Here is a 23,122-nt window from a genome sequence, read left to right on the forward strand (position 1 = left end):
AAGAGAGTATCCCTCGGCTTATTCATAGCTTCAGAGACACTCTCTTTTCTTTTGTGATATTAGAAGGAAACCGTTCACCAGTTCATAACGATTGTCAAATCCTCGGTCTGGCAGTATGCTGTACCTAAAGCTGACGGGACCGCAGGTGCATTGCTTTGGATACACGACAGCGCCCACCCGTAGCTACTACACCCTTTGGAGGATCGGTTATGCAGGAATTCGGCCACGAATTTGCCGACGTATGGCTCAAGCTTCCTTCCCCCCTGCTGCAAAAGGGAGGCATGCGGATTGTCCGCGCCGGGCGCAATATCGCCAAGCCCCATTATCATGTAGGTCCAAAAATTATCGAATGCCACAGCCTCCATTTTATTATGGAGGGTGAGCTGCTCTTTGAGTACAATGGACAGCGTAAGCATTTGAAGGCGGGCGACCTGTTCTGCCTGTTTCCTTACCTCCCTTACAGCTATCGCATCCATGATTCCGGGAAGCCGCTGCGTTTAATGTGGCTGGCCTTGGAAGGCAGCCAGGTGCCGGAGGCAGTCCGTAGTCTCCATATAAGCGAATCCGAGCCGTTTCTGGTGAACAGGCTCGACTTTCGCGTGAAAGCTGCGCTTCATACCCTTATCAGCCTGCAGGAGCAGCGTCATTCCAGCGATTACATCGAGTCGAGCGAGCTGTACCGGCTGTTCGACGGGCTATCCCAGGCTCAGGCACCGTCGGCTTCCACTTTCGATCATGACCATGACATCCAGCGCGATTGGCTGGACGACAGCATCGACTATTTGCGTCTGCACTATATGGAGCCTATCAAAATAGAAGAGCTGGCCCGGCTGGCTGGCGTCAACCGCACCTATTATTCCACCCGGTTTACGCAAAAGACCGGAGCTTCGCCCATGCAGTATTTGCAAAAACTGCGAATGGACAAGGGCGCCCAGCTGCTTCGGGACACCTCGTTGTCCGTAACGGAAATCGCGCTCAGCTTGGGCTATCCCGATCTGTACTCGTTTACCCGCGCGTTCAAAAACTACCATGGCTCCTCTCCCAGCAGCTTCAGAGATGAGCTATAGGGCTGCGAGTTCGCACGTTCGCTCGCTAATACGTCTTGCTTATGCGTTGGCGATGCGGGGCATCGGCATCGGCTCTTTGCCGAGCTCCGCCCAAGCATAGCGCAGCAGCAGCTCGGTCTTCAGCTGCTCATGCTGGGGATCGTCCCACAGGTTTCGCAGCTCCTGCGGGTCGTCAGCCAAATCAAACAGCTCGCCGTACGTTTGATTATAATAGACGGTCAATTTGTACCGTTCATTGACATAGGTTTTTTGGTGGATCGTCGTCGGCTCGTGATGGAATTCGCACAGCACATGATCGCGGGCGGAGCTTTGCGTACCAAGCCATACGGAGCTTTGATCCACCCCGGTCATCGATCTCGGAACCGGAATACCCGCCAAGCTTAAGAATGTCGGTGCCAGGTCGACCAGCGATTGCATGGCTGCTGACGTTCGGCCCGCAGGCACTTGGCCCGGATAGCGGACGAGGAACGGAAGCTTGATCAAATCCTCGTAATGAAAGCCCCCCTTGAAGTGCAATCCGTGATGTCCGAATAAATGGCCGTGGTCCGTTGTAAACACAACGATCGTGTTGTCGGCCAGACCCAGCGCTTCCAGCTTGTCGAGAATGCTGCCGATGTAATGGTCCATCATCGAGATCATTCCATAGTAGGTCGCCATATTGCGCCGCTGCTCCTGGACGCTGTAGCGCTGATGAGTATGGTAGCCGTGAATGCCGAAGCCCGACTCCTTCCACGGCGTGAAGTCCGCTTCCAGCTCCTGGGTCAGCTTGAAATGCGGCGGATTATTGTCATGCTCTCCGGGTACCGCCTGAGGGAGATCCAGCTTATCGGGATCGTACATGGACGCCCACGGCTCGGGCACCAAATAATCCGGATGCGGATCGAAGAAGCTTGCCCACAGGAAGAACGGTTCCTCCTGCTGCTTATACTGCTCCATTAACGTGTTCGTTCTTTCGGCAATCCACGTATTGTAATGGTATTCCTCGGGAATCGGCCACGTGTGCATGATCTCCTTGTCCATCGTGCCGGTCGGCGGCAAAAAGTAGCTGCGCCAATCCGCACAGCCCTTCTCCTCCATCCACAAAGCGTAATGCTGTCCTACATGAGCTTCGTTCGTATGGTTACGCGCAAGCTCCACGTGGCCGAAGCCATAGAACGGCCCGTTGAACCGGTTCCAGTAGTCCAGATCCTGCAGGATCGGATACGATTCCAGCGACGGATACTCGTCCGTCCCCTTCAACGGCTGAAAATGCGCTTTACCGATCAAAGCCGTACGGTATCCGTGCTCCATCAAATCTTCCCCGATCGTATGGCGGTCCTCCAGCAGCTTCGTTCCGAGCGACCAGGCTCCGTGCTGGCTTGGATACATCCCCGTAACGATAGAGGATCTAGTCGGCGTACAGGTAGGATTCGGGCAGTAGGCCCGGGTGAAGGTAGTGCCTTCGCGGACAAGACGATCCAGATTCGGCGTGCTGATCTGCTCTTGAAACGCTCCTATCGTATTCCAGTGCTGCTGATCGCTTGTAATAAGCAGGATGTTAGGTTTTCTTTGCAATGTACTCTACCTCTTTCCCGGCTGTTTTCTCCATCATACATCGGGAATCCGGCGTGACCAATGGCAATTCGTCGGATGGTCGTGTTGTCATTTTGTCTGGTACTTGTTCACCCGAGCCTCGATTTACATGTTAGGAAACGAGGAAAGCAAAAATAGAGACTCGCGCGCTTCCAATTTGAAATGGAATGCAGGTCTCCGGAGTAACGGCATGTTTATGAAAGATTGCCGAGGATCCTTTACATCAGCGACAGCTTCTTCTGCTTGATGCCGGTCGAAAGCAGACTTGCTTTGCTGATGCTGTCCCGATACGAGAACGCGCTGCCGCCCGCGGCGTCATACCCGCTAGTAACCCCTACCGCAGCGGAGATGGTAAACGATCCGAAGCACATCGGAAGGGAAAGCTGATTGACGAGCGTATTCAGCTCGGTTTGCGCCCTTCTCGTAATCATAACGAATTCGTCTCCACCATAACGGCACACATAGTCCTGCTCTTGTGCGGCGTTCTTCAGCACGCTGGCAAAATGGATGAGCAGATCGTCGCCGATCGCATGGCCGTATTTTTTATTGACCATACCGAAATCGTTAAGATCGATGAACAGCAGCGAAAAGCGGATCCCTTCGCTCACCAAATAATCGTAAATATATTCTATGTACTTAGAGCGATACATGCCGGTTAGCTGATCGATGTAATGGCCGATCGTCGTATTCAGGGTCTCGCGGGTCACTATGCCCTTCATCGCATCCCCGTCCTTGACGATAAGCCGCTCGACCTTATGCCGCTCCATAATATGCAGGGCGTTGCCGATAAAGGTAGATTTTGATATTCCGATAGGGTCATGCGTCATCGCATCGGCGACGATACGGTTAGGATGGGCCGAACGAACGTCCTTCGACGTAATGATTCCCGTCACCTTCCCTTCGTCCACGACGACAAGCGAGCCGATTCCCAGCTCATTCATCCTGTCGGCCGCATACCGGACGCTTTTGCCTGAAGAGATACAGCATACTTGCTCGGACATCAGCTCCTCTACCTTCATTGCAGCTCTACCTCCCTTTGGATGGATATCGCGATTTTCAGCTCCGCCCTTAGCACCATCGTTTCATTGATGAGCCGATCGGCTTCTTCCAATATAATATCGAGCAGAAGGTGCTTGTCGAGCATTTCCAGTATCGAATTCCGGATCAAGACCCCCTCCACCTTCGGATGGTCGATCTTGAGAATCGAGAACTGCTCGGGAGATAGAGCTTCGGCCATCCGCCTTACCGCTTCTGGCCCTATGGGCGCTCTCTTGCCTATGATCAGCAAATCCTGCATGGGAGGCACTTCGAATTCTGTCATTTTCATCGACAGGCTCGCTCTGCGAGAGTAGTTCAATTTATTACTCATCATAAACTTCCTTTACGTAATGGTATGAACGAACATGAGATTTTCCAAAGGCTGAGGCTTGGCGAACAAATACCCCTGACCGTAGATCACGCCCATCTGCTCCAATATTTGAAACTGCTGCTCGTTCTCGATTCCTTCTACAATAAGCTTGGACATGCTTCCGCGGCAGTAATCGGCCAGCATCTTGATGAGCCTTTGCTTACCCTTGGAGCTTTCGAGACCGTTTGTAAAATATTTCGACAGCTTGATATAATCCGGTTCAAAATCTACCAGCTGCTTCAGCGAGATGGCCCCTTCCCCGACATCGTCGAAGGCGATCAGTATCGCTTTTTTGTGCAAATGGTTCAAGACCCCTCTGTCCAGCAGCTCCTTCCAACGGTCGAACTCCTCGATAGCTTCGTTAATTTCGAACACAATATCAAGCCCCGTATTGGATCGCCGAACGATCAGCTCATCCAAAAAAGAATAAAAGTCCTCATGAAGCAAAGTCGAAGGATATATGTTAACGAATAGCTGGCTCTTGCTGACGGAAGACATCACCTCATTGCATTGAACGACCGCCCTCAATACCGATTGCGTATCCAAATCGAATAACGAATCTTCCTGGCGCGCCATCTCGAACAATTGCTCCGGATTCCCTGTCTCGCTGCGAATGAGTGCCTCATATCCCAGTATTCTCCTATTTTGCAAGCAAACAATAGGTTGGTATACATGAGAGAAAGTACATCTCGATTTAGTATGCGGCATTGTCAATATTCCTTTCTTCCTGATTAAAAAGGCCCATTTCCGCTGCTATCAATTGTATAATTTTTCAAGCATCCTCTTAATTTTATATGAAATCTCCTTTCAAATCCACTAATCTCTTACATTAATCGACAGAATCTATCTTTAATGCGATATTTTTCGACTCGGAAAAGACAAATCTCTCTATTTTCAATAGTTCTTACTGCCTATAATTATTAGAGAGAAGCCGCGCCCTGCTTGACGTGCTGCTTTGGAGCAAGGCTTAGGGGGGGAGGTGTTTTGAGCGAGAGGGGATTGTTGGTGGATTAATAGTTGCATGAAATGAAAAAGGTTGAGGATTTAGCGCATAGCCCCTTAAACACTAACGCTTTTACAGAGCTAAATTCGAGCAGGAAGCGAGTAGCCGAAATATGCCGCTATGTAACTCATCCGTCAGCTCAACAGTCATATGACTGAAAGAGAAAACAATGGACTTAAGATCCATCGGAAGTGTTAGAGAATATACAATTCTCATCGTCATACAGTATCCAATCGGCAGAGTTGGCAGCATTGCTCCATTTCAGATCCTTGACGTGAGATAGATTTACCTTATAGGCTCTAAAGTTTACCTGCAACTCTGCTGGTAACTTCGCTACTGTTACTCTTCAAGCGACCATTTCTTCCGCGCTGAACTTCCGACCTGTACGCCCCCATCTAGTTCAAGAGTATATTCCTAACATGGTGCAACAAGGTTGGACAACGCGAATCTTCTCGATATACTCGTCGGTAAGAGAGCTATAACCTTTCTTCCCATTAATAAGGTTCAGTCATTGCCGCATAATCCGTTTTTCGGTATACTGGGTATAAAGTAAAACGGTCGTGAAGAACATGCCGCTTTGATACGTTCCATCTTTCGCAAAAAGGATGGATTGTATCAAGCGGTTTTTTTCATGTCAAGAAAGGATGTAGATCTCTATACTTCGATTTGAGGAAAAATACGAGGATTGGTTGGCGGCCCAAATTGCCGGGGAAACCAATCATAGAAGACGCGAATTGCTGGAGAATGGACTTGGCCATGGAACCGTCGAATTTCTGCGTTTCGTCTGGTATCCAATCGTTGGCAATTTTGATCACCTGTTTCCGGAGTGGGAGGTGCGCGATTTTAACAACGGATACCGGTACATAGATTTAGCTTATATGCCTGGCGGGGTCAAAGGCGGGATCGAAATTCAAGGATACGGGCCTCACGCCCGTGATTTGGATGTAAGGCGGTTTAAAGATTTGTGCCAGCGTCATTGCTTGCTAACGCTTGACGGATGGAGCTTTTTGCCTATCGCTTATTTATCGATTAAAGACGAGCCCAAGCAATGCCAGCAGCTCATCTTGTCCTTCATCGGCTCGTTTATATCTTCGGCCGCCCCATCCGGATTATCCTGGATTGAAGCGGAGACGATGCGCTATGCACGGCGTGTGCTTCGCCCGTTTACGCCTTTGGAGCTTGCCGAGCATCTTAGAATCAGCGACCGGCATGTTAGACGGATCCTGCACCATTTGGTGGACATGGAGCTGATAGAGGTTGCGGGCGGAACCATGCGTGCCAGATCGTATCGGCTCAAACTGTAGGCGGATGGACAGACTGATGTTTCAGTTTGTTGCTGAATGGCTGAGAGTTGTTTCCCTAAGCATAAATGTAGCAAACGGTAATAATGTGTTTTAACTTTGATTCGAAGGGAGTTTATGCTTACAAGCATCGAAATGGTGGAAAGTGCTATAGGACACTCTTGTGCTTAGTGAATGTACTCGACTCGTACCTTCGCTGATGTGGCAAGTAATCTAATCCTACACTCTTTGCGGACAGGAGTTCCGCTATTTGCTCAAAAATAGGGGTTTTGGAAGTGCGATCGGACACACGTTCCGTTATTGGGCAAGTTTCCCATGCAAAATCACATATTTCAGCCGAATAGCGGATCTGTTGTCCGATCACCCTTCAGTTTGGTGCATTTATCAGGCAATAGCGGAACCAGTGTCCGATCAGATGCAGGTGCAGGCTTTCATCTTCGTTAGACACAACATTGGAGGTTTCGTGAACACACTTTTGCTCAGAATCGTACCTTTGCCGAAATAGCCGATTTCGAGGGCATCGCCTAAGCTTGCAAATTTGCGGACAGGATGGATTCGGAGGTACCCGCTAAGTTTTTTGTGATCCTTTATGACAAGATGGATTCGAACGTACCACTAAGTTTGCTACCCCTCCCTTGGCTACTTGGCAAATTCCGAAGCAAATCTAATCCTGCACTCTTTGCGGACATGAGTTCCGCTATTTGCACAAAAATAGGGGTTTTGGTGGTGCGATCGGACACACGTTCCGTTATTGGGCATTATTCCCATGCGAAATCGCGAATTTAAGCTGAATAGCGGATCTGTTGTCCGATCACCCTTCAATTTGGTGCACTTTTACACAAATAGCGGAACCACGGTCCGATAGGACAGGTATCCCACAAATCTTCAACCCTATCGGACAGGAGTTCCGCTATTTGCTCAAAAATAGGAGTTTTGGAAGTGTGATCGGACACACGTTCCGTTATTGGGTCGTTTTCCCACCCAATATCACATATTTCAGCCGAATAGCGGATCTGTTGTCCGATCACCCTTCAATTTGGCGCATTTTTACTCAAATAGCGGAACCACGGTCCGATACATTGAAGGTACCGTCTGGTCCAAACCCAGTGTAGTCTGATCCTACCCGATCTGATTCGCCCAGACCTATCCGACTCCTGTCCGATTAAGCCTGGTTTACTATGGTCAAATCCAATCCAGTTCAGTCAGGCTCACCACCGGAATACATGGCCTTCCATTCTCAACCAGGCCCACAGCTGCCCCCATAACAAAGCGCCACTACGATACGTAGTGGCGCGCTGCCTTTTCTGCCATGTATCGTTGCCATGGCGCTGCTCTTGCAAGCCGACTAACGAGCCACCGTAACCGTAGGCTGGCGAACTAACGCACTAACGCAGCCATAGCGCTATCTCCCCGCACCAACGCAGCCATGGCGCTATCACGTCTAACGCACTAGCCCAGCCATGCGGCGCGTTACCTCACAAGCCCTCTAACGAACCAGCGTAACCGTGTGCGGCTCGTCGTAGGCTTGCGCCCAGTAGTAGCCGGGAGCGGTGACCCGTCTCGGCTCGAAGCCGACCTGCCTTCCTTGCAGAATCGCTTCGGAAGTCAAGGTGATCTTGCCGTTCGCGTCGGTCCGGCCGCCCGTGTACTTGCCTCCCGCAAAATGGAAGCGGCCTTCGACCAGCGCCCCGGCTAACGGCTGTCGGGTCGCCCGATCGACAACCTGCATCGTCACGACGGCGTTGGAGCCCTTCATTTCGATGCTCATGCCGGTGACGATCATCGGCTGCAGATCGGTCCACTCCGTCTTGGCCGAAGCTGCGTCCGATACCGGGCCGATGTTGCCCTGCAAATCTTTGGCGGCCACCTTGTAGTAATATTTCGTGTTCGGCAGCAGGCCGGTATCACGGAACGATAAAGACCGCGCATAGCCAGCGATGCTCGAAGCATCAGGAGTAAAATGCGGTTCCGTCCCGCGATAGACGATATAGCGGTCGATGTCCGTATTGTCCAGCGCCATGCCGAAGCGGATATCGATCTGCCGGTAATCGACCGCTTCCGCTTGCGGACGGTCACTGACCTTCGTAGGCGCCTCCGTATCCGCCGGCGGCTCCCAGCTGACGCTTCCCGTGCCCCAATAGGACGGAAGCGTCCGCAGCGAATCATAGTGGTGCATCGCGATGCCGGCGAACGAGGCCTTGCCCTGGAAGGCCGCGTACGTTTTATCCAGCTCCGTCTCCATCGCGGCGCGCCCTTCCTCGCGGAACGTGATCGTCTCCGGATCGCCGCTGTTGGCGATATCGAGCGACTCGACGGCGACGACAACGGAACGCGGCTTGCCGATCCTATCGGCATAGTCGATTTCCCCTTGAGCGCCCGTTATAATGCCTGCGCCCCCGTCCGCCGTATCCCGGTAATCCATGATAGCGATATAATCGCTGATGTCCTGAACATGCTCGGACAGCCACTTCGTCTGGCCGTTCCAGCTCACACTTTGCGCCTGCGGCGACGAATCAAACCATTTCGGAATGGCCGGCCCGAACGGCAGATAAATGCCGGAAGCGTCGCGGCGCTCGATCATTTTTTGCAGGCCATCCAAATATTGAAGCTGCAGCGACGGATAATTGGTTTTAAAATCCGGCGCGATATACGGCTCGATATCCACGTTCACACCGTCGAAACGTTCGTCCGCCTCCGAAGAAGCGATGTTGAAGTTGATGATCCTCTCCATTTCCCGCACAGCCCGCTCGTGATAGGCTTCATAAGCCCCCATATACGGCGGCGTCGTGCCTCCGGCAATACAGGCCTGCACCCGGTAGCCCCGGCTGTGAGCCCACGCGAGAAAATCGCGGACTTTATCGGGATCGTCCTCCATAATATCCATACCCGCCATCGGCCCGACCGCCAAATACAATGTCGTCACCGGGTCCGACTGAAAGGTTGCCGTATCCTTGGCGAAGGAGTCGAGCACCAAGCGTGAGCCGGGATTGAGCAGCAGCTTATAGGCTTCCGACTCCCAAATCCATATCGCCCGATCCTGCGACGGCATCGGCACAGGCTGCAGCTGCGTTCCTTGACCTACTTTGGCGTAGGTCGTCATGCTGCGGCCGGTCCGGCCCCGCACATCCGTCGCTCTCGCTTCGATACTGCTTGTATGATCGCCCAAGCCTGTCGTATTCCACGCATAGCTGTAATGGGCACCGTTCCGTGAAGCCTCCTGCCACGCTCCCCCGTTGATTCGAACCTCCACGCGGCGAACCGGCATATCGGCATACACCGATACTAGGACGGAAACCGTTCCGTTAACGGATACTCCCTCAGTGGGGCTCACAATCGTCACCAGCGGAGCATCGGCTTTGGGACGGTCAATATTCAGCTCGATCGGTTCGCTCCATACGCCGTAGCGAGTCTGGACATCCGAGCCGACGGCATAGATTCGCACGATTCCGCTGTAATCTCGGGTGTCGAGCTCGTAATGCCATGTCCCTGCATCGTCCGCATCGGGATCATCCATGGACGCGTATACCTGCTCGGCTGCATCGATATACAGCTTGACGTCGTAGACTCCGCTATAGGTTCCCTCAATGCGAATCTTCCCCGACGATACTTGCGCGCCGGAAGACGGAGTATCAATAGTAATCGCTGCTGCGGCGTGTACCGGCAGTGGAGCTGCAACCGTCAGCGACAGGGCGGCAAGCAGCAGGGACAGCATTAGAGCGAGCATAGGACGAAACGTTACCTGAATCATCTCTTCTTCCCCTCCATGTTTTCACGAAATCGTGCAATCATAGCACTTACTTCACCTTCAGCTGCGTGCTCTCAACCCGTTTGTAAGCTTCCTTATAAGTATCTACCAGCTTTTGCGCGCCGAGATTTTTCATCTCCTCGACATATTTGCCCCACTCGTCCAGGCTTCTCGTGCCGAGCACGAATTTGGCAAAGCTCTCCTCCCGGTGCTTCTTGAGCGCTTGACCCGTTACGGACAATACTTCGTTCTCCTTCTCCGTAAAGGACGGTCTCGGCTGCATCGCGACAGGATCGTATTTGGCCGCTTCTTTATACGCATTTTGCAAATCTTTGGAGAACAGTGACAGATGAGAATTGTAATCGATCCACGTATACACTCCCCGGTTCGCCTGCAGCCCGGTAATTTTGCGCATTTCCGTCACATCGGTAAATTCCGGTTTGAACTTCTTCTGCCCGTTCTCTACGACATAGCTGTCGCCTTCCTTGCCCCAGCTTGCCAACGTCTTGCCTTCCTCCGTATAGAAAAAGTCCATAAATTTCATGACATCCTTAATGTTCTTGGTAGTCGAAGCTACGGTCATACCGCCGTCGAGATAATGGAAGTACGGATTCAGCTGCTTACCGCCGGGCAATCCGGCAGGGGGAGCCATGAACTGCATGTTGTAATCCGGCTTCTCCTTTTTCATCGCATTGTTGAAGAAATCGACCCGGCTGATGTAATCGATCGTAATGAACGACTTGTCCGTGGACATCGTATCCTGCCACTGCTTCGTCTGGATGGACAGGAAGTCGGGAGGAATCAAGCCTTCCTTGTAAAATTTGTTCCACATCGCGACCATTGCTTTGTAATTGTCCTCGATCGGGCCGTACCGCCATTCCTTCTTGTCAAAATCGTAATAAGCATCCGCCCCTGTCTGATAGTTCGTCGTCATGTGGGCGTACATCTCATCCGGAATTTGGCCGAAGCGAAGCGAGAGCGGATAGCTGTCGGGATACGCTTCCTTCAATTTTTTCATCGTCTGATACAGCTCTTCATACGTTTTCGGCATCGTTAAGCCGTGCTTATTGAAAATATCCTCACGGTACATCCAAATCATCCGGTTAGTCTCGCCGAAGCCTTGATTCGGGAACATATACATTTTGCCGTCGGCCGCCAGCATCGCCTTGGCTTCATCGGGATATTTCTCAATCCACTTTTTCAAATTCGGCATTTGATCGAGATAATCCAGTATGTTCACCAGCGCACCCTGCTGTCCAAACCGGTCCGAATCGCGCCGGCTCGGCATGCTCATCAGATCAGGCAAGTTGTTCGAGGCGATCGTCAAATTGAGCGAATCGGTCAGCTTCCCCGAAGGCGTTTGCACCTGCAAGGTGACGCCCGTCTTCTCCTCAAGCCATTTCCAGAACGGCCAATCCTTGCTGTACGGGAATGTCGCATTGTTATCGAGCAGCGCCGTGAACGTTTTCTTCGCAGACGCTTCCGGTGACCCTTCCTTGACCGCTCCTCCCGGCTCATTTCCGGTGCCGCTGCAGCCGGCCAACAAGGACAATACCATGACTGACGCAACGGAGGACGTAACGATTTTATACATAGGACCCTCTCCTTTTCATTCCTTATAAAGTGAAGATTGCTTTTGAAGCCTATCCCCAATCCCAAGCGGGACCCGATTTGACAACTCTTTTATACAGCCTTCCCTGCAGCCGCGTCTATCCCTTCACTGCACCGATCATAGCACCTTTCACGAAGTACTTCTGCACGAACGGGTAAATAAGCAAAATCGGAAGCGTCGACACCATAATCGTGGCGAACTTGAGCGAATCCTCAACCACGAGATTGTCCCCGCCTATACCCGTAACCGCTCCGGAGCTCACACTGCCCGCCAGCACCAGATTGCGGAGCAGCACCTGCAGCGGAAACAAGTCGGGGTTGCGCAAATACAGCAGAGGCAGCATGAAATTGTTCCACATCGCCACAGCGTAGAACAAAGCTATCGTAGCAAACACCGCCTTGGACAACGGGATGACGATGCGAAAAAAAATACCGATATCCGTCAATCCGTCTACGCGGCCGGAATCCTCCAGCTCCTTTGGAATGCCGCTGAAAAAGGTCCGCATCAAGATTAAATTCCATGTATTGACCGCCCCCGGAAGCACCATCCCCCACACCGTATCCATCAGCCCGAGCGACCGGACGACGAGGAAGGTAGGAATCATGCCGCCGCTGAAAAACATCGTGAAGACGATCATTAACGTAAACAGCTTGTGATACCCCATATCCTTTCGCGATAACGCATAAGCTCCCATCGAAGTGACGATGATCGAAATGGCTGTGCCTAAGCCAACGTATACAATCGTATTTTTATAAGCCTGCCATATGTTCGGATCGTCGAACACCAGCTTATACATTTTCAGATTAAACCCTTTCGGCCAAAGAGTCACTTCCCCCTTCATCACATAAATGTCCTGGCTTAGCGATACGGCAAGCATATAGACGAAGGGGTACAGCGTAATGACAACGACGGCAAGTAAAATCACCGCATTGACAATGGTGAACAACCCGATTTTTTCTCTCAACTCCCGCTACCCCCTTTACCACAAACTCGTCTCTCCGGCTTTTCGGCTAATGGTGTTCGCTGTCCATATGAAGATCAGGCTGATGATGCCCATGAACAAATCGATCGCCGCCGCATAGCTGAAATTGCCCTGCTCCAAACCGACACGGTACACGTAGGTGCTTATAATATCCGCCGTCTCATACGTCGCCGGATTGTACATCAGGAACACCTTTTCGAACCCGATCTCGAGCACTTTGCCGACATTGAGTATGAATATGATCACGATTGCAGGCGCAATCCCGGGCAGCGTCACATGCCACAGCTTTCTCCACCGGGTCGCCCCGTCGATGCTTGCCGCCTCATACAGCTGCGGATCCACCGCCGTCAAGGCCGCCAGGTAGATGATCGTCTCCCAGCCGATATGCTGCCATATTTCCGATAGCACGTACACGCTGCGGAACATGCCCGGCTCCATCATGAAATTAACCGGTTGAAAGCCGAGCGATTCCAGCAATTGATTGACCAGTCCGCCGGTAGGCGACAAGAACATGATCACCATGCTCGCCACGATCACGTTGGAAATGAAATGCGGCAAATAACTGACGGTTTGCACGAATTTTTTGAAGACGGCGTTTCGAAGCTCGTTGAGCAGCAGCGCCAATGCAATCGGTGCAGGAAAACCGAAGATCAGTTTATACAAGCCGAGCAAAAACGTATTGCGCAGCAGCAGAAAAAAATCGGGGTTCTCCAAAAACATCCGGTAATATTTGAACCCCACCCATTCGCTTGCCATGATGCCTTTGAACGTATTGTAATTTTTGAACGTAATAACCAAACCGAACATCGGGGCGTAACGAAAGACGATAAAATACAGCAGGCACGGTAAAAAGAGCAGCCATAAATATTTGCTGCGGTTCCACGTTCGGATCCATGACGTTTGTTCCATTCCTCCACCCCCTTATGCACGATTGTGTTTGACTCCATCACTATCTTCTTTCCGGAGCTCTAGGCTCGCTCGTTCCGCCGTAGGGTCCCCGGTCATCTAGCGTTATCATAATCGAGCCGCCCCGCAAAATAAATCTGCATGTTATCGGCCCGGCGCTCTTTTATTAAAGAAGTGGTAACGTTGTGCATGAAGTGGAAAAAGTGCATATTGTTCCTAGCCAAGCAAAAGCCGTATGATAGGAGTAATCGCACCTGGACTTTGTAGACTCGATTAGGTGACTTCAACAACGAAGGGTTGGAAGCAGGATGCCGGAATTTATCCCCCGTTCGATCAAACCGAGATCTTTATTTTCCAAAATGCTGACCGGCTTTCTGGCCGTCATTGTCCTGCTGGTAGCCTTCAACTTCATCACTTCCATATATTTGAAAAATAAAATTCACGACGAAATCGTCAAATATAACGAATTGAGCATCACCCATACGGTCGAAGGCTATGAGAATCATTTTCGCTTGTCCAAAAATATGGTGCTAGGGCTGAACCAGAACGACCGCTGGCTGATGAACCTGAACATACTCCGCAACGTCAAGCAAAACAACGGCTATGCCAGCGTCGAGGATGTCCGAGCGGAGCTGAAGACGCTGTATGCCAACCCGTTCCTGCAGTTCGAGAATATCATCGTATACTTCAAGAACGACGCCTTCGTGGTGGAAAAGGACGGAACGAGCAGCGCACAGGACATGTTCGGCAAATATTATTACAGTCCCCGCTACCCGCTCTCCTTCTGGAACGGAAAGTTCGACGAGCGCGTCGGCTTCAGCGTGCTGCCGGCAGCGGAGTTTACGGAGAAATCCGCCGGAATCGAAATGCACAAAGGCTATTTGCTGCCGGTGCTCATCAAGCAGCAGCCCTACAACGATATGTATCTGATCGTCATGCTGGATGCGCAGAAGCTGTTTCAGATCCACAACATTTCGAAGGATCAGCGCTTCTATATATTGGATCCGAAGGGCAATCCGATCTACACTTCCGCAAGCGATTTCAAGATCGAGCCGCTCAGTGCGATTGAAGCGTCGGAGTCATCCGTTCTGAAAGGGAATTATTATACCTTTTATAAGAAAGGGCAGGAGACCGGGTTTACCTATGTCAGCATGGTGCCTGCGGAAAAGATTTCCCTGCAGCTCGTCCGCTTGAACATGATTCTCATTGTGCTGCTGGTGCTGGCTGCTATGATTAGCATCATCGCATCCGTTCTGTTCAGCCGCAGCCTGCACACGCCGCTGCGTAAAATTATCGAGTCGTTCCAATCTTCGCCCGACGACGAATCGCTCCCGAAGCAGGGACCGATCCGCGAATACGATCTGATCCGCCATACGATGCACCGGATGATGAAGACGAATCAGGACATCGCCCAGGACCTGGCCCAGAAAACGTCCATCCTGCGCAAATACGCCTTGAGCAACAGGCTCAAGCATATCCATATGAACCTCGCCGACATGCGGGAAATGGCCGATACGAGCATGCCGTTCCGGATCGTTCTGTTCGATATTCATTTCAAAGAGCAGTATGCCGAGCTCGACATGGATCATGAGAAAGGAACTTATTATATCCGTGAGTACATTGACAGCGTGCTGCTGCAAACATATCAGCATGCCGTCACGTTCCAGCTGGAGCGGAATCTGGTGCTGTCGATTGTGTTCGCCGAAGACTCCGAGCTTAGCGGCATCATGAAGCCGATCGGCTATTTGAAGCAGATGTTCGATATTGAGCGCGACCTGTATTTGGTCACCATGGCGGCGAGCTCCGTATATCCGGCTTCATCGGAATTTACTCCGGCGTACGAGGAGCTGACGGAACGGCTGAAGCAGCGCAGGCTCGTCAACGAGACGCAGATTATGGAAGACGGTCCGTGGAAGGCCGAGCGGTTTCATTTCTCCGTCTCGATGGAGGAAGAATTTCATACGAGGCTTATGAGCGGCCATGAGAAAGGAATGTACGATTGGATCGACAAGCAGCTGGACCAAATGGGCAAAAAAGCGGCTCCGGTCGAGCATTACTCGCAGCTGGCCAGAGAGGTGGAGCAGCAGATCGATAAATCGCTGCAAAAGCTGAACCTTAACGGACAGCGCAGCGGAACGGCTCCCCCGTTCGCCAAGCTTCAAAGCTTTTACTGCAGAGAGCAGTTCAGGGACTGGCTGGTGCAGCTGCTGGAGCCGGTCATCAGGCTCATCCAGAATAAGACGGAGGATCAAGACCCTATCACCCGCTTCGTCATCGACTATTTGGATTCGCATCTGCATGAGGATATCACGCTCGATTTGATGGCCGACAAGTTGAATATTACACCGGGGTATTTATCGACCTACTTTAAGGAAAAGACGGGGATGAACTTCAGCGACTATTTGAACGATATCCGGATTCAGCGGGCCAAGCAGCTGCTCCAGAACGTCGAGCTGAAAATTCAGGAGGTCGCCGCCAACGTCGGCTATCAGAACGCCAACTCGTTCATTCGGATGTTCAAAAGGTACTCTGGGATCACTCCGGGGGAATACCGCAAAAAGTATGCTTCGCCGTTATTGGCGGAGTGAGAAAAGAGAAAAGCCGGCCGTTTACATACGGTCGGCTTTTGGTATGTTGAGAATTATTTTTTCGTGAACAGTTTCTCGGCATCGTCCATCGCCATGCTTTGACCGAGAGAGGAATAATCCAGCCACTTTTGGCCGTCAAGAGTATACACATGATTGTTTTTTACTGCTTTCAAATTTTTCCACAGAGGGTTCTTTTCCAGCTCGCCATACACCTTCTTGGCATTATCGTCATTGTTCACAATAAGGAAAATGGCATCGGCATCATAATCGGGAAGCACTTCCTTAGAGATCACGGCGTACGGCTCTTGTGCAGGAATCTTTTCAACGCCGCCCGCAGGCTTCAGCTTCAAATCCTGGAACATAATAGGGCCAAGAGGTCTGCCTGTGCTCTGTACCCGAATTTCTTTAGCGGATACCCGGATCGCCATCGCTTTGGCGCCCTCTCCGAGCTCGCTTGCGATCAATTTCTTAACCCGCTCCGTTTTCGCGTCGTAATCCTTGATGAAGGTTTCCGCCTCTTTAACGCGCCCTACAACCTTTGCTACCCGGTTCAATTGATCCCGCCAAGTTCCTTCGTCCAGGTTGGTGCTAACGACCGGCGCAATTTTTTCCAGCTTCGCGCGCTCTTCCCCACCGAAATGCTCATCTATGAAAATATAATCCGGCTTCAGCGCCAGCACGGCTTCCATATCGGAGTTTCCAACTACGCCCAGCTTGGCAACTCCCTTGAGAAGATCCGCCACATGGGGAAGGAAATCGCCTACCCCGCCGCCGATGGCCGATCCGACAGGTTTAATGCCAAGCGCCAGCAAATTATTCGTCATGTGAATGGACATCGAAGCGATTTTCGATTTCGGATCGACACTCGTTGCGGTATCTGCACCCGATTTTTTAGCGCTGCCGGCAGCTTCCGTTGACGCGGATGAGCCGGATGCTGCCTTGTCCGGTGCAGCCGATTGACCACCGCATGCCGACAATAGGGCAATTAACGATACAATGATTAATGATTTACCAAACTTTCTGTTCATGAATCTCGTACCTCCGAGTTAGTATGATTTCTGTATTCAAGCTTTCGTTTTGAACAGTAAAAGCAGAAAATAAGGGCCGCCGATGGCCGCCACGACAACACCTGCCGGCACGGCGTTCGGCTGAAATAAGGACCGCCCGATCGTATCCGCAGCGACCAGAATGACCAGCCCCACCAAGCCTGCGACAGGGAGGAAATGTCTGTGGCGGGGACCGACGAGCCGCTTGGCAATATGCGGCGCGGCCAAGCCGATAAATCCGATGCCTCCCGCCATCGAAACGCTGGCGCACGATAACGCTACAGCAAGGGAGAGCAGGACAACCCGGCTCTTTATAACCGCCTCTCCTACACCGACTGCCGTATCATCACCCAGCGCAAACAAATCTAACGTACTGGAGCGGTAATAGATGATGGGAACCAAGACAACAATCCATGGCAGCAAGGCCCACACATTGATCCAATCCTTGCTCCAGACGCTGCCGGCCAGCCAACGCGCGGCAAACGCATACGTGTCTTCATCCAATCGAAGCGAGAGCAGAAGCGTCATAGCCCCTATGCCTGCCGAAATGGCGATTCCAACCAAAATGAGCCGGATAGGGATCAATCCTTTTACGCGATCGTAAGCCAGCAAAAAAATCACCAACGCGATCACGGCTCCTCCCCCAAACGTAAACAGAGGAATCATCAGCGCGGCAGGTCCGTCCAGCTTTTGAAAAAAAGATATGTAGGCAATCAATCCGAATGCAGCTCCGGCATTGATTCCCAAAATACCGGGATCGGCAAGCGTATTTCTCGACGCCACTTGAAATACCGCACCGGAAATGCCAAGACCGACTCCCGCCAGCATAGTAATGGCAATTCGGGGAAGCCGGAATTCGAACAAGATCATGCTTTCTTCGACCGAGCCATAACCGAACAAAGCCTTGACAACGTTCCACGGCGGAAGACGAAACGTTCCCGTATTCAAGCTGATAAAAATAACCGTCAATGCCACTCCTAACAAGACAAGCGAAACATAGACCGCTCTCTTTCTTCTTTGACTGGATAGTGCATTCACGTCCATAGCTACAAATCTCTCCTTTCTTTACGCGCCAAATAAAGAAAGAAAGGAACGCCGACCATAGCCACCATGGCTCCGATCGCGAATTCTCTGGGAGGGTTGACCATGCGCGAGGCAAAATCTGCCCATACCAGCAAAATAGAACCCAAAATGGACGAGAGGGGAATAATCTTCCTGTAATCCACACCCACAAGAGAGCGTACGATATGAGGAACGATTAACCCTACAAATCCAATGGATCCGGCTACCGAGACGGAAGTGCCTGCCAAGATTACCGCAGCGACCATGCCTAAGAAACGGACTTTATCGGTTCGAATCCCCAAATTCGTCGCCGATTCATCGCCAAGAGACAAAAAGCTGATAGAGCGCCCCATCGTACACGCCCATACCGTCGTAATCAGAACAATAGGAACCAGCAGCTTCAAGTGGGACCAGCTTACTCCCGCCACGCCTCCCGCGTACCAGAAGGCCAGATCTTGACTCAAAGCAAAATATATGGCTATTCCTGTGCTCAAAGAATGCAATATGGCTGCAACGACAGCCCCAGCGATCGTTAATCTAACCGAGCTCAGCCCTCCAGGCGTAGACGAACCAAGCAGTGTAATAAATACCGTCGTCATAGCTGCTCCCGCGAAGGATAAGAGAATCAAGGCAGAATAAGACAAATTCGGTAAAAAGGCGAAGCTGAGAGCAACAATAAGCGTAGATCCGGCGTTGATGCCGAGAATCCCGGTATCAGCCATCGGATTGCGGGTAACGCCCTGCATGATCGCTCCTGCCACTGCAAAAGCCATTCCGGTTATGGCTGCGCCTAATACACGCGGAAGCCGGATCTCATGAACGATCTGGTGGGATGTTAATTCCGCATCATAGTGCACGACAGCTGACCATACCGCGCTCATGGTTAACTCTTTGGCGCCATACGAAACAGATATGAATAAGGTAACCCCTAATCCGAGCAACGCAGCGAACAGTAGCAAAAAAAAGACCGTATGTTTGCTTCCATTCATAACAATAAGCAAGAACCCCTTCTCTCCGTTATCATTTGATAATAATTATCATTATCATTTTATAAGATACAGATGAATTGTACATGATCTTTTTCAAGAATTGCAACTGGAATAATTTTAGATCTTTAGTAGTGGGAGATCGTTCCTGCAAGCACATGTCCTAGTTCATCCAGCTGTTGATTGATGGCGTAAGGGGCGTAGACAATCCATTTATCCCAATCGAGAAAATATAGCGATTTCCGGCGAACCGCAGGATGGCCGGTCCAATACGGATTGGAACGCAGCAAATGGAGAATGCGCTGCCGGTCGCTTTCCGTCTCAATAGCAACAAACAAAAAGTCGGACTCATAGAACCTTATCTCATCAGGAGCTATGGCCTTCCAAGTAAACACGGTACCGGCGGGAGACTTCCCCATTTCCTTGGCGATTCGCTCCGGCGGACAAATATTTAGCGAGCGGTAAAATACATGACCGATGTTTCGGTCACCATACAAGCGAAGATCATGTCCCTTGCATACGCACAAGGCTACGGTCGCTTGCCCTATGATCGGCATCAGTTTTTTCCTCCACATTTCCGCTTTTTTGCCGTGCTCGTCGATCCACTGCTGCGCCAATCGTTGTTGATTAATGAGCTCCGCAATGTCGATCAGGTGCTGGTATACGTCTTTGTTGACCCACGGGATAGAAATGATAGGAGCAATGTCGTTAATATGTTCCTGTGCTTTACTTAATACATTATCCTTGCAAACGATTAAATCGGGCTGCTCTTCCAGAAAAATGTCCCGGCTGGCCTTCCAGGACTCGGAACCGTGCTTAGGAAGATTCAACTGCTTTGTGACTAGCGGTATGTGACGATGCACCTGAGCTGCGCGAGGTGTGTGCCCTAATGTAAACAGGTGATCCGTGTAAGGGGCGGAAAGCGATATAATGTTCAATTTCTTTTTCCCGGGAAATACCGTCGGTGAATAACCGCTTGTAGCTTTAAACCTTTTGCTGAAATAAAATTCATCGCCATACCCGACATGAGCGGCAATATCGGAAATCGATTTGTCTGTAACAAGGAGCATTTCCTTTGCTTTGTTGATTCTTAAGTCAGTTAGATAGGCCATCGGTGTTTTCTGCATCGTTTGTTTGAACACCTGGGAGTAATACGAAGGATGGAACTGTCCCAATTCCGCAAGCTCGCTCATCCGGATATTCTCCCGATAATGTCGCTGCATATACTCAATCGTCACTCTCAGCCTGTTCTCGGTATCATTGCCGTTTACTGCCGTTGCATGAGTCAACAAATCGTTCAGCATATTGTGCAAAAGCTGCTGTCTATGAAATCGTCTGCTCTCATCCGATTCCAGTTTCGTATCCGATATAAGCAAGTACATGAACCGTTTGAATTGGCTGCTAAAGGCGCGAATCTTGCCCTGGAGTGGGAAGGTCGTTTCCAGAACAAAGCCTCTTCGGGAATCTGTCTTTTCCGATAAAATGAACAAATCAAATGAAATCCAGTAAAACATTGCGGATGAGCCGGGGCTCAGTTGGATTTCCAGCTTGGTGCCGGGTGCATGAACATAAATAGACTCTCTCTCTAATTGTTCACGTTTCCCATCGATGAAGATGTCTCCCTTTCCTTTGGCAGCATACAAAATCAATTGATGCTCCAAGGCACGGTGCTCGTCGATGCACTCAGGCACCGCTTGAGATTTGCCGGATGCTTGAATATCATAAATCGCTCTTTGCAAGGATATCGTGTTATCGTTATGCGGCTTCATATATGCTGTCTCCAATTCTCATAATGCTTGAAGTACTCGTCTAGCCTCTTGTCCCGAGATACTGAGAATGATTATCATGGATGATATTTTAAGCCACTTCTTCCTTCTATGCAATCGATATTTCGATCAATATAAAAAAAGAAAAATAGTCGAGCAGTCATAATGCGCTGCTCAACCATTTTTCTTTACTAATTGCTGTTATTGCTTTGCATTACAGCCGGCTACTGCTGCGGCTTCTCATGGAAAAGCTCGCCAAGCAGCCCGAACAAGCTTTGCAGGCATTGTCTTGAAGCTTCCTCGCCACCCTCCGAAAACAGGTGGCCGGACGGGCGCTTCAGCTGCTCCTCCGTCAATTTGGAGCGGAGCCTGTAATGCGTCTCCACAATGCAATATCCAGCGTACCGGTCCTCCTCCAATCGGGCGAACAGCCTTCTGTAATCGACCTGTCCGGTCCCGACGGCTACCGCCTCGACCTCTTCTCCGCTGCGGACGGCATCCTTCAGATGGATATGGCACATGTAAGGCTTCAAATGCTCATACCCGTCCGGGTAGGGCACCTCTCCATCAGGGTCCCACATGTCGTTGCCCGGGTCATACAGCGCCCGGATCCACGGGGAGCCGACGGCTTCTACTATACGGGCTACCTTAGCCCCGTTCGTTGCGTATACTGCCGGATCGAACTCCAGCGCGAACACGACCTTCGCTTCCTCCAGCAGCGGAGCGATGCTTTGCAGCTCCCTTACGATGCGCGGAAAAGCGTCGGCGAACGGCACGTCCGCTTTCGCCCAAAAGCTGAAGCCGCGAAGGATGCCGGCACCAAGCAGGTTGGCGATCCGCAAATCCTGAAGCAGAATCTCCTTGCTCCGCTTCACCTCCTCCGGATCGTCCAGCTCGCATTTGAACACCGGCGTGGACAAGGCGCACACCGCAAGTCCCGCTTTGCGAATTTGCTCCCCGATCTGCTCCAGCCGCTGCGGTTCAAGCAGATGCAGCTGCAAGCCGTCGACGGAGCGCAGCTCGAGGGCGGTCAGCCCGAACTCGTGCGCGAGCCGGATGGCATCCTCGATATGCTGGGATACCTCGTCCGTCATTATGCCTAACTGAAATGGCAGCTTCATTGGCAACCTCCTTGGATGAAACCCATTCTATCTAAGGCTTTCCTTATAGCTGTACTGTCCGGCCAGTACTCCGGCTCTCGTTCGCCGCTTCAATGAAACGGATGACCTCCAACGTCTCGTTCAGGTCAATAGGAGGCACACCGGTACGGAACATCGCCATGACCGCTTCCAGCATGCTGGCGTAATACGGCTTTGGATGGGCATATACATCGACGAATCGGCTTCCTTTCTCCCTATGGATCAGTGCGCCGAAGGTCTTGTTCCCTTTCCGGTTGCCGCGAATCGTCCCGACCCGCCCGTCCGACCATTCGGCGACGACGAGATCATGATCGTCATTCGTGACGGTGCGTACTTGCCGGCAGCCTTGCCCGAGAGCGGCATACAGCATATCCGCCGTATGGATGCCGTACCAATATAGCCCCGGCTGCGTCGGCTGCAGCTCCAGCGGTCCGTAGCAGTCGGCTCCGATAAGAGCGCCTCCAGAGTCATCGGACAGCGCATCCGTCAGCCCTTGCGCATACCGGACCGAGGAGCAGCTCACGAGCGGGATCCGGTGAGCTTGGGCGAGCTCGGCGATCGCCTGGGCGTCGCCGCTGCTGACCGCAAACGGCTTGTCGACAAACACCGGCTTGCCGTACGGCGCTATTTTCCGGAATTGGTCGAGATGTACACGCCCGTCAACGGAAAGCAGCAAAATCGCGTCACTTGCTTCGGCCACCTCTTCCGGCGAGCCTGCCATCGCTACATCAAACTTTTCACGGATCTTCTCCGTAAATCCTTCTACACGGGATGCGCTCAGTTCAAAATCAGGCGAGCCCCCCGGATAAGCGGTAACTACTTTGCCCCCTGCAATGTGATAGGGATGGTTCGGATCGTTCAGCAGTTCAGCAAAAGCAGGCGCATGACTCGTATCGAGTCCGATCATGCCGATTCTCAGCGTCGTATCTCCCATAGGTA

The 23,122-nt window shown here is 51.4% G+C and carries 17 protein-coding genes; 3 read left to right on the forward strand and 14 right to left on the reverse strand.

The window, feature by feature from the left end; translation table 11 throughout:
- The first annotated feature begins 209 nt into the window (after window positions 1-209).
- On the forward strand, window positions 210-1,067 hold the full coding sequence (locus tag DVH26_RS28925) for a helix-turn-helix transcriptional regulator (RefSeq protein ID WP_239628242.1): 858 nt from the start codon (window positions 210-212) through the stop codon (window positions 1,065-1,067).
- 39 nt (window positions 1,068-1,106) lie between these two features.
- Here the strand turns inward: DVH26_RS28925 and DVH26_RS28930 are convergent, their stop codons facing one another.
- From DVH26_RS28930 to DVH26_RS28945, 4 genes are all read right to left on the reverse strand, one after another.
- Window positions 1,107-2,621, reverse strand: coding sequence for a sulfatase family protein (locus DVH26_RS28930; RefSeq protein ID WP_239628244.1), 1,515 nt, complete (start codon window positions 2,619-2,621; stop codon window positions 1,107-1,109).
- Between the two features lie 236 nt (window positions 2,622-2,857).
- Window positions 2,858-3,658 (reverse strand): diguanylate cyclase, encoded by an 801-nt coding sequence (locus DVH26_RS28935; RefSeq protein WP_239628246.1) that lies wholly within the window; start codon window positions 3,656-3,658, stop codon window positions 2,858-2,860.
- On the reverse strand, window positions 3,655-4,008 hold the full coding sequence (locus DVH26_RS28940; protein WP_239628248.1) for a hypothetical protein: 354 nt from the start codon (window positions 4,006-4,008) through the stop codon (window positions 3,655-3,657). Before DVH26_RS28940 ends, DVH26_RS28935 begins: the two co-directional genes overlap by 4 nt.
- A gap of 12 nt (window positions 4,009-4,020) precedes the next feature.
- Entirely contained in the window at window positions 4,021-4,755 is a 735-nt protein-coding gene (locus DVH26_RS28945) for an EAL domain-containing protein (protein WP_239628251.1), read from the reverse strand.
- A gap of 951 nt (window positions 4,756-5,706) precedes the next feature.
- On the opposite strand from DVH26_RS28945, the gene DVH26_RS28950 reads away from it, so the two are divergent.
- Window positions 5,707-6,354, forward strand: a complete 648-nt coding sequence (locus tag DVH26_RS28950; protein ID WP_239635524.1) for a transcriptional regulator — start codon at window positions 5,707-5,709, stop codon at window positions 6,352-6,354.
- 1,483 nt (window positions 6,355-7,837) lie between these two features.
- Here DVH26_RS28950 and DVH26_RS28955 read toward each other — a convergent pair.
- The 4 genes from DVH26_RS28955 to DVH26_RS28970 all read right to left on the reverse strand — a co-directional run bounded on the left by DVH26_RS28955 (window position 7,838) and on the right by DVH26_RS28970 (window position 13,599).
- Window positions 7,838-10,099 (reverse strand): Ig-like domain-containing protein, encoded by a 2,262-nt coding sequence (locus DVH26_RS28955; RefSeq protein WP_239628253.1) that lies wholly within the window; start codon window positions 10,097-10,099, stop codon window positions 7,838-7,840.
- 46 nt (window positions 10,100-10,145) lie between these two features.
- The gene (locus DVH26_RS28960; RefSeq protein ID WP_239628256.1) at window positions 10,146-11,690 is read right to left on the reverse strand and encodes an extracellular solute-binding protein; all 1,545 of its coding nucleotides are present in this window, start codon (window positions 11,688-11,690) and stop codon (window positions 10,146-10,148) included.
- Window positions 11,691-11,805: 115 nt separating this feature from the next.
- Entirely contained in the window at window positions 11,806-12,672 is an 867-nt protein-coding gene (locus DVH26_RS28965; protein WP_239628259.1) for a carbohydrate ABC transporter permease, read from the reverse strand.
- A 15-nt stretch (window positions 12,673-12,687) separates the two neighbouring features.
- Window positions 12,688-13,599: an ABC transporter permease gene (locus DVH26_RS28970; protein ID WP_239628262.1), complete on the reverse strand. Its 912-nt coding sequence runs from the start codon at window positions 13,597-13,599 to the stop codon at window positions 12,688-12,690.
- A 305-nt stretch (window positions 13,600-13,904) separates the two neighbouring features.
- Between DVH26_RS28970 and DVH26_RS28975 the strand changes: the two genes are divergently transcribed.
- Window positions 13,905-16,184: a helix-turn-helix transcriptional regulator gene (locus DVH26_RS28975; RefSeq protein ID WP_239628265.1), complete on the forward strand. Its 2,280-nt coding sequence runs from the start codon at window positions 13,905-13,907 to the stop codon at window positions 16,182-16,184.
- A gap of 53 nt (window positions 16,185-16,237) precedes the next feature.
- Here DVH26_RS28975 and DVH26_RS28980 read toward each other — a convergent pair whose 3' ends face one another.
- From DVH26_RS28980 to DVH26_RS29005, 6 genes are all read right to left on the reverse strand, one after another.
- Complete coding sequence (locus DVH26_RS28980) at window positions 16,238-17,212, reverse strand: ABC transporter substrate-binding protein (protein WP_239628267.1); 975 nt, start codon at window positions 17,210-17,212, stop codon at window positions 16,238-16,240.
- A 36-nt stretch (window positions 17,213-17,248) separates the two neighbouring features.
- Window positions 17,249-18,274, reverse strand: a complete 1,026-nt coding sequence (locus tag DVH26_RS28985; protein ID WP_239628270.1) for a FecCD family ABC transporter permease — start codon at window positions 18,272-18,274, stop codon at window positions 17,249-17,251.
- Window positions 18,275-18,276: 2 nt separating this feature from the next.
- Entirely contained in the window at window positions 18,277-19,281 is a 1,005-nt protein-coding gene (locus DVH26_RS28990) for a FecCD family ABC transporter permease (RefSeq protein WP_239628273.1), read from the reverse strand.
- Window positions 19,282-19,406: 125 nt separating this feature from the next.
- Entirely contained in the window at window positions 19,407-21,047 is a 1,641-nt protein-coding gene (locus DVH26_RS28995) for a helix-turn-helix domain-containing protein (protein WP_239628276.1), read from the reverse strand.
- Window positions 21,048-21,268: 221 nt separating this feature from the next.
- Window positions 21,269-22,165, reverse strand: coding sequence for a sugar phosphate isomerase/epimerase family protein (locus DVH26_RS29000; RefSeq protein WP_239628278.1), 897 nt, complete (start codon window positions 22,163-22,165; stop codon window positions 21,269-21,271).
- A gap of 43 nt (window positions 22,166-22,208) precedes the next feature.
- Window positions 22,209-23,117 carry a Gfo/Idh/MocA family protein gene (locus DVH26_RS29005; RefSeq protein WP_239628280.1) on the reverse strand — a complete coding sequence of 303 codons (909 nt, stop codon included), beginning with the start codon at window positions 23,115-23,117 and terminating at the stop codon, window positions 22,209-22,211.
- Window positions 23,118-23,122: the final 5 nt, after the last annotated feature.

Origin of the sequence: Paenibacillus sp. H1-7 (assembly GCF_022354825.1) — a bacterium.
Classification (GTDB): Bacteria; Bacillota; Bacilli; order Paenibacillales; family NBRC-103111; genus Paenibacillus_S.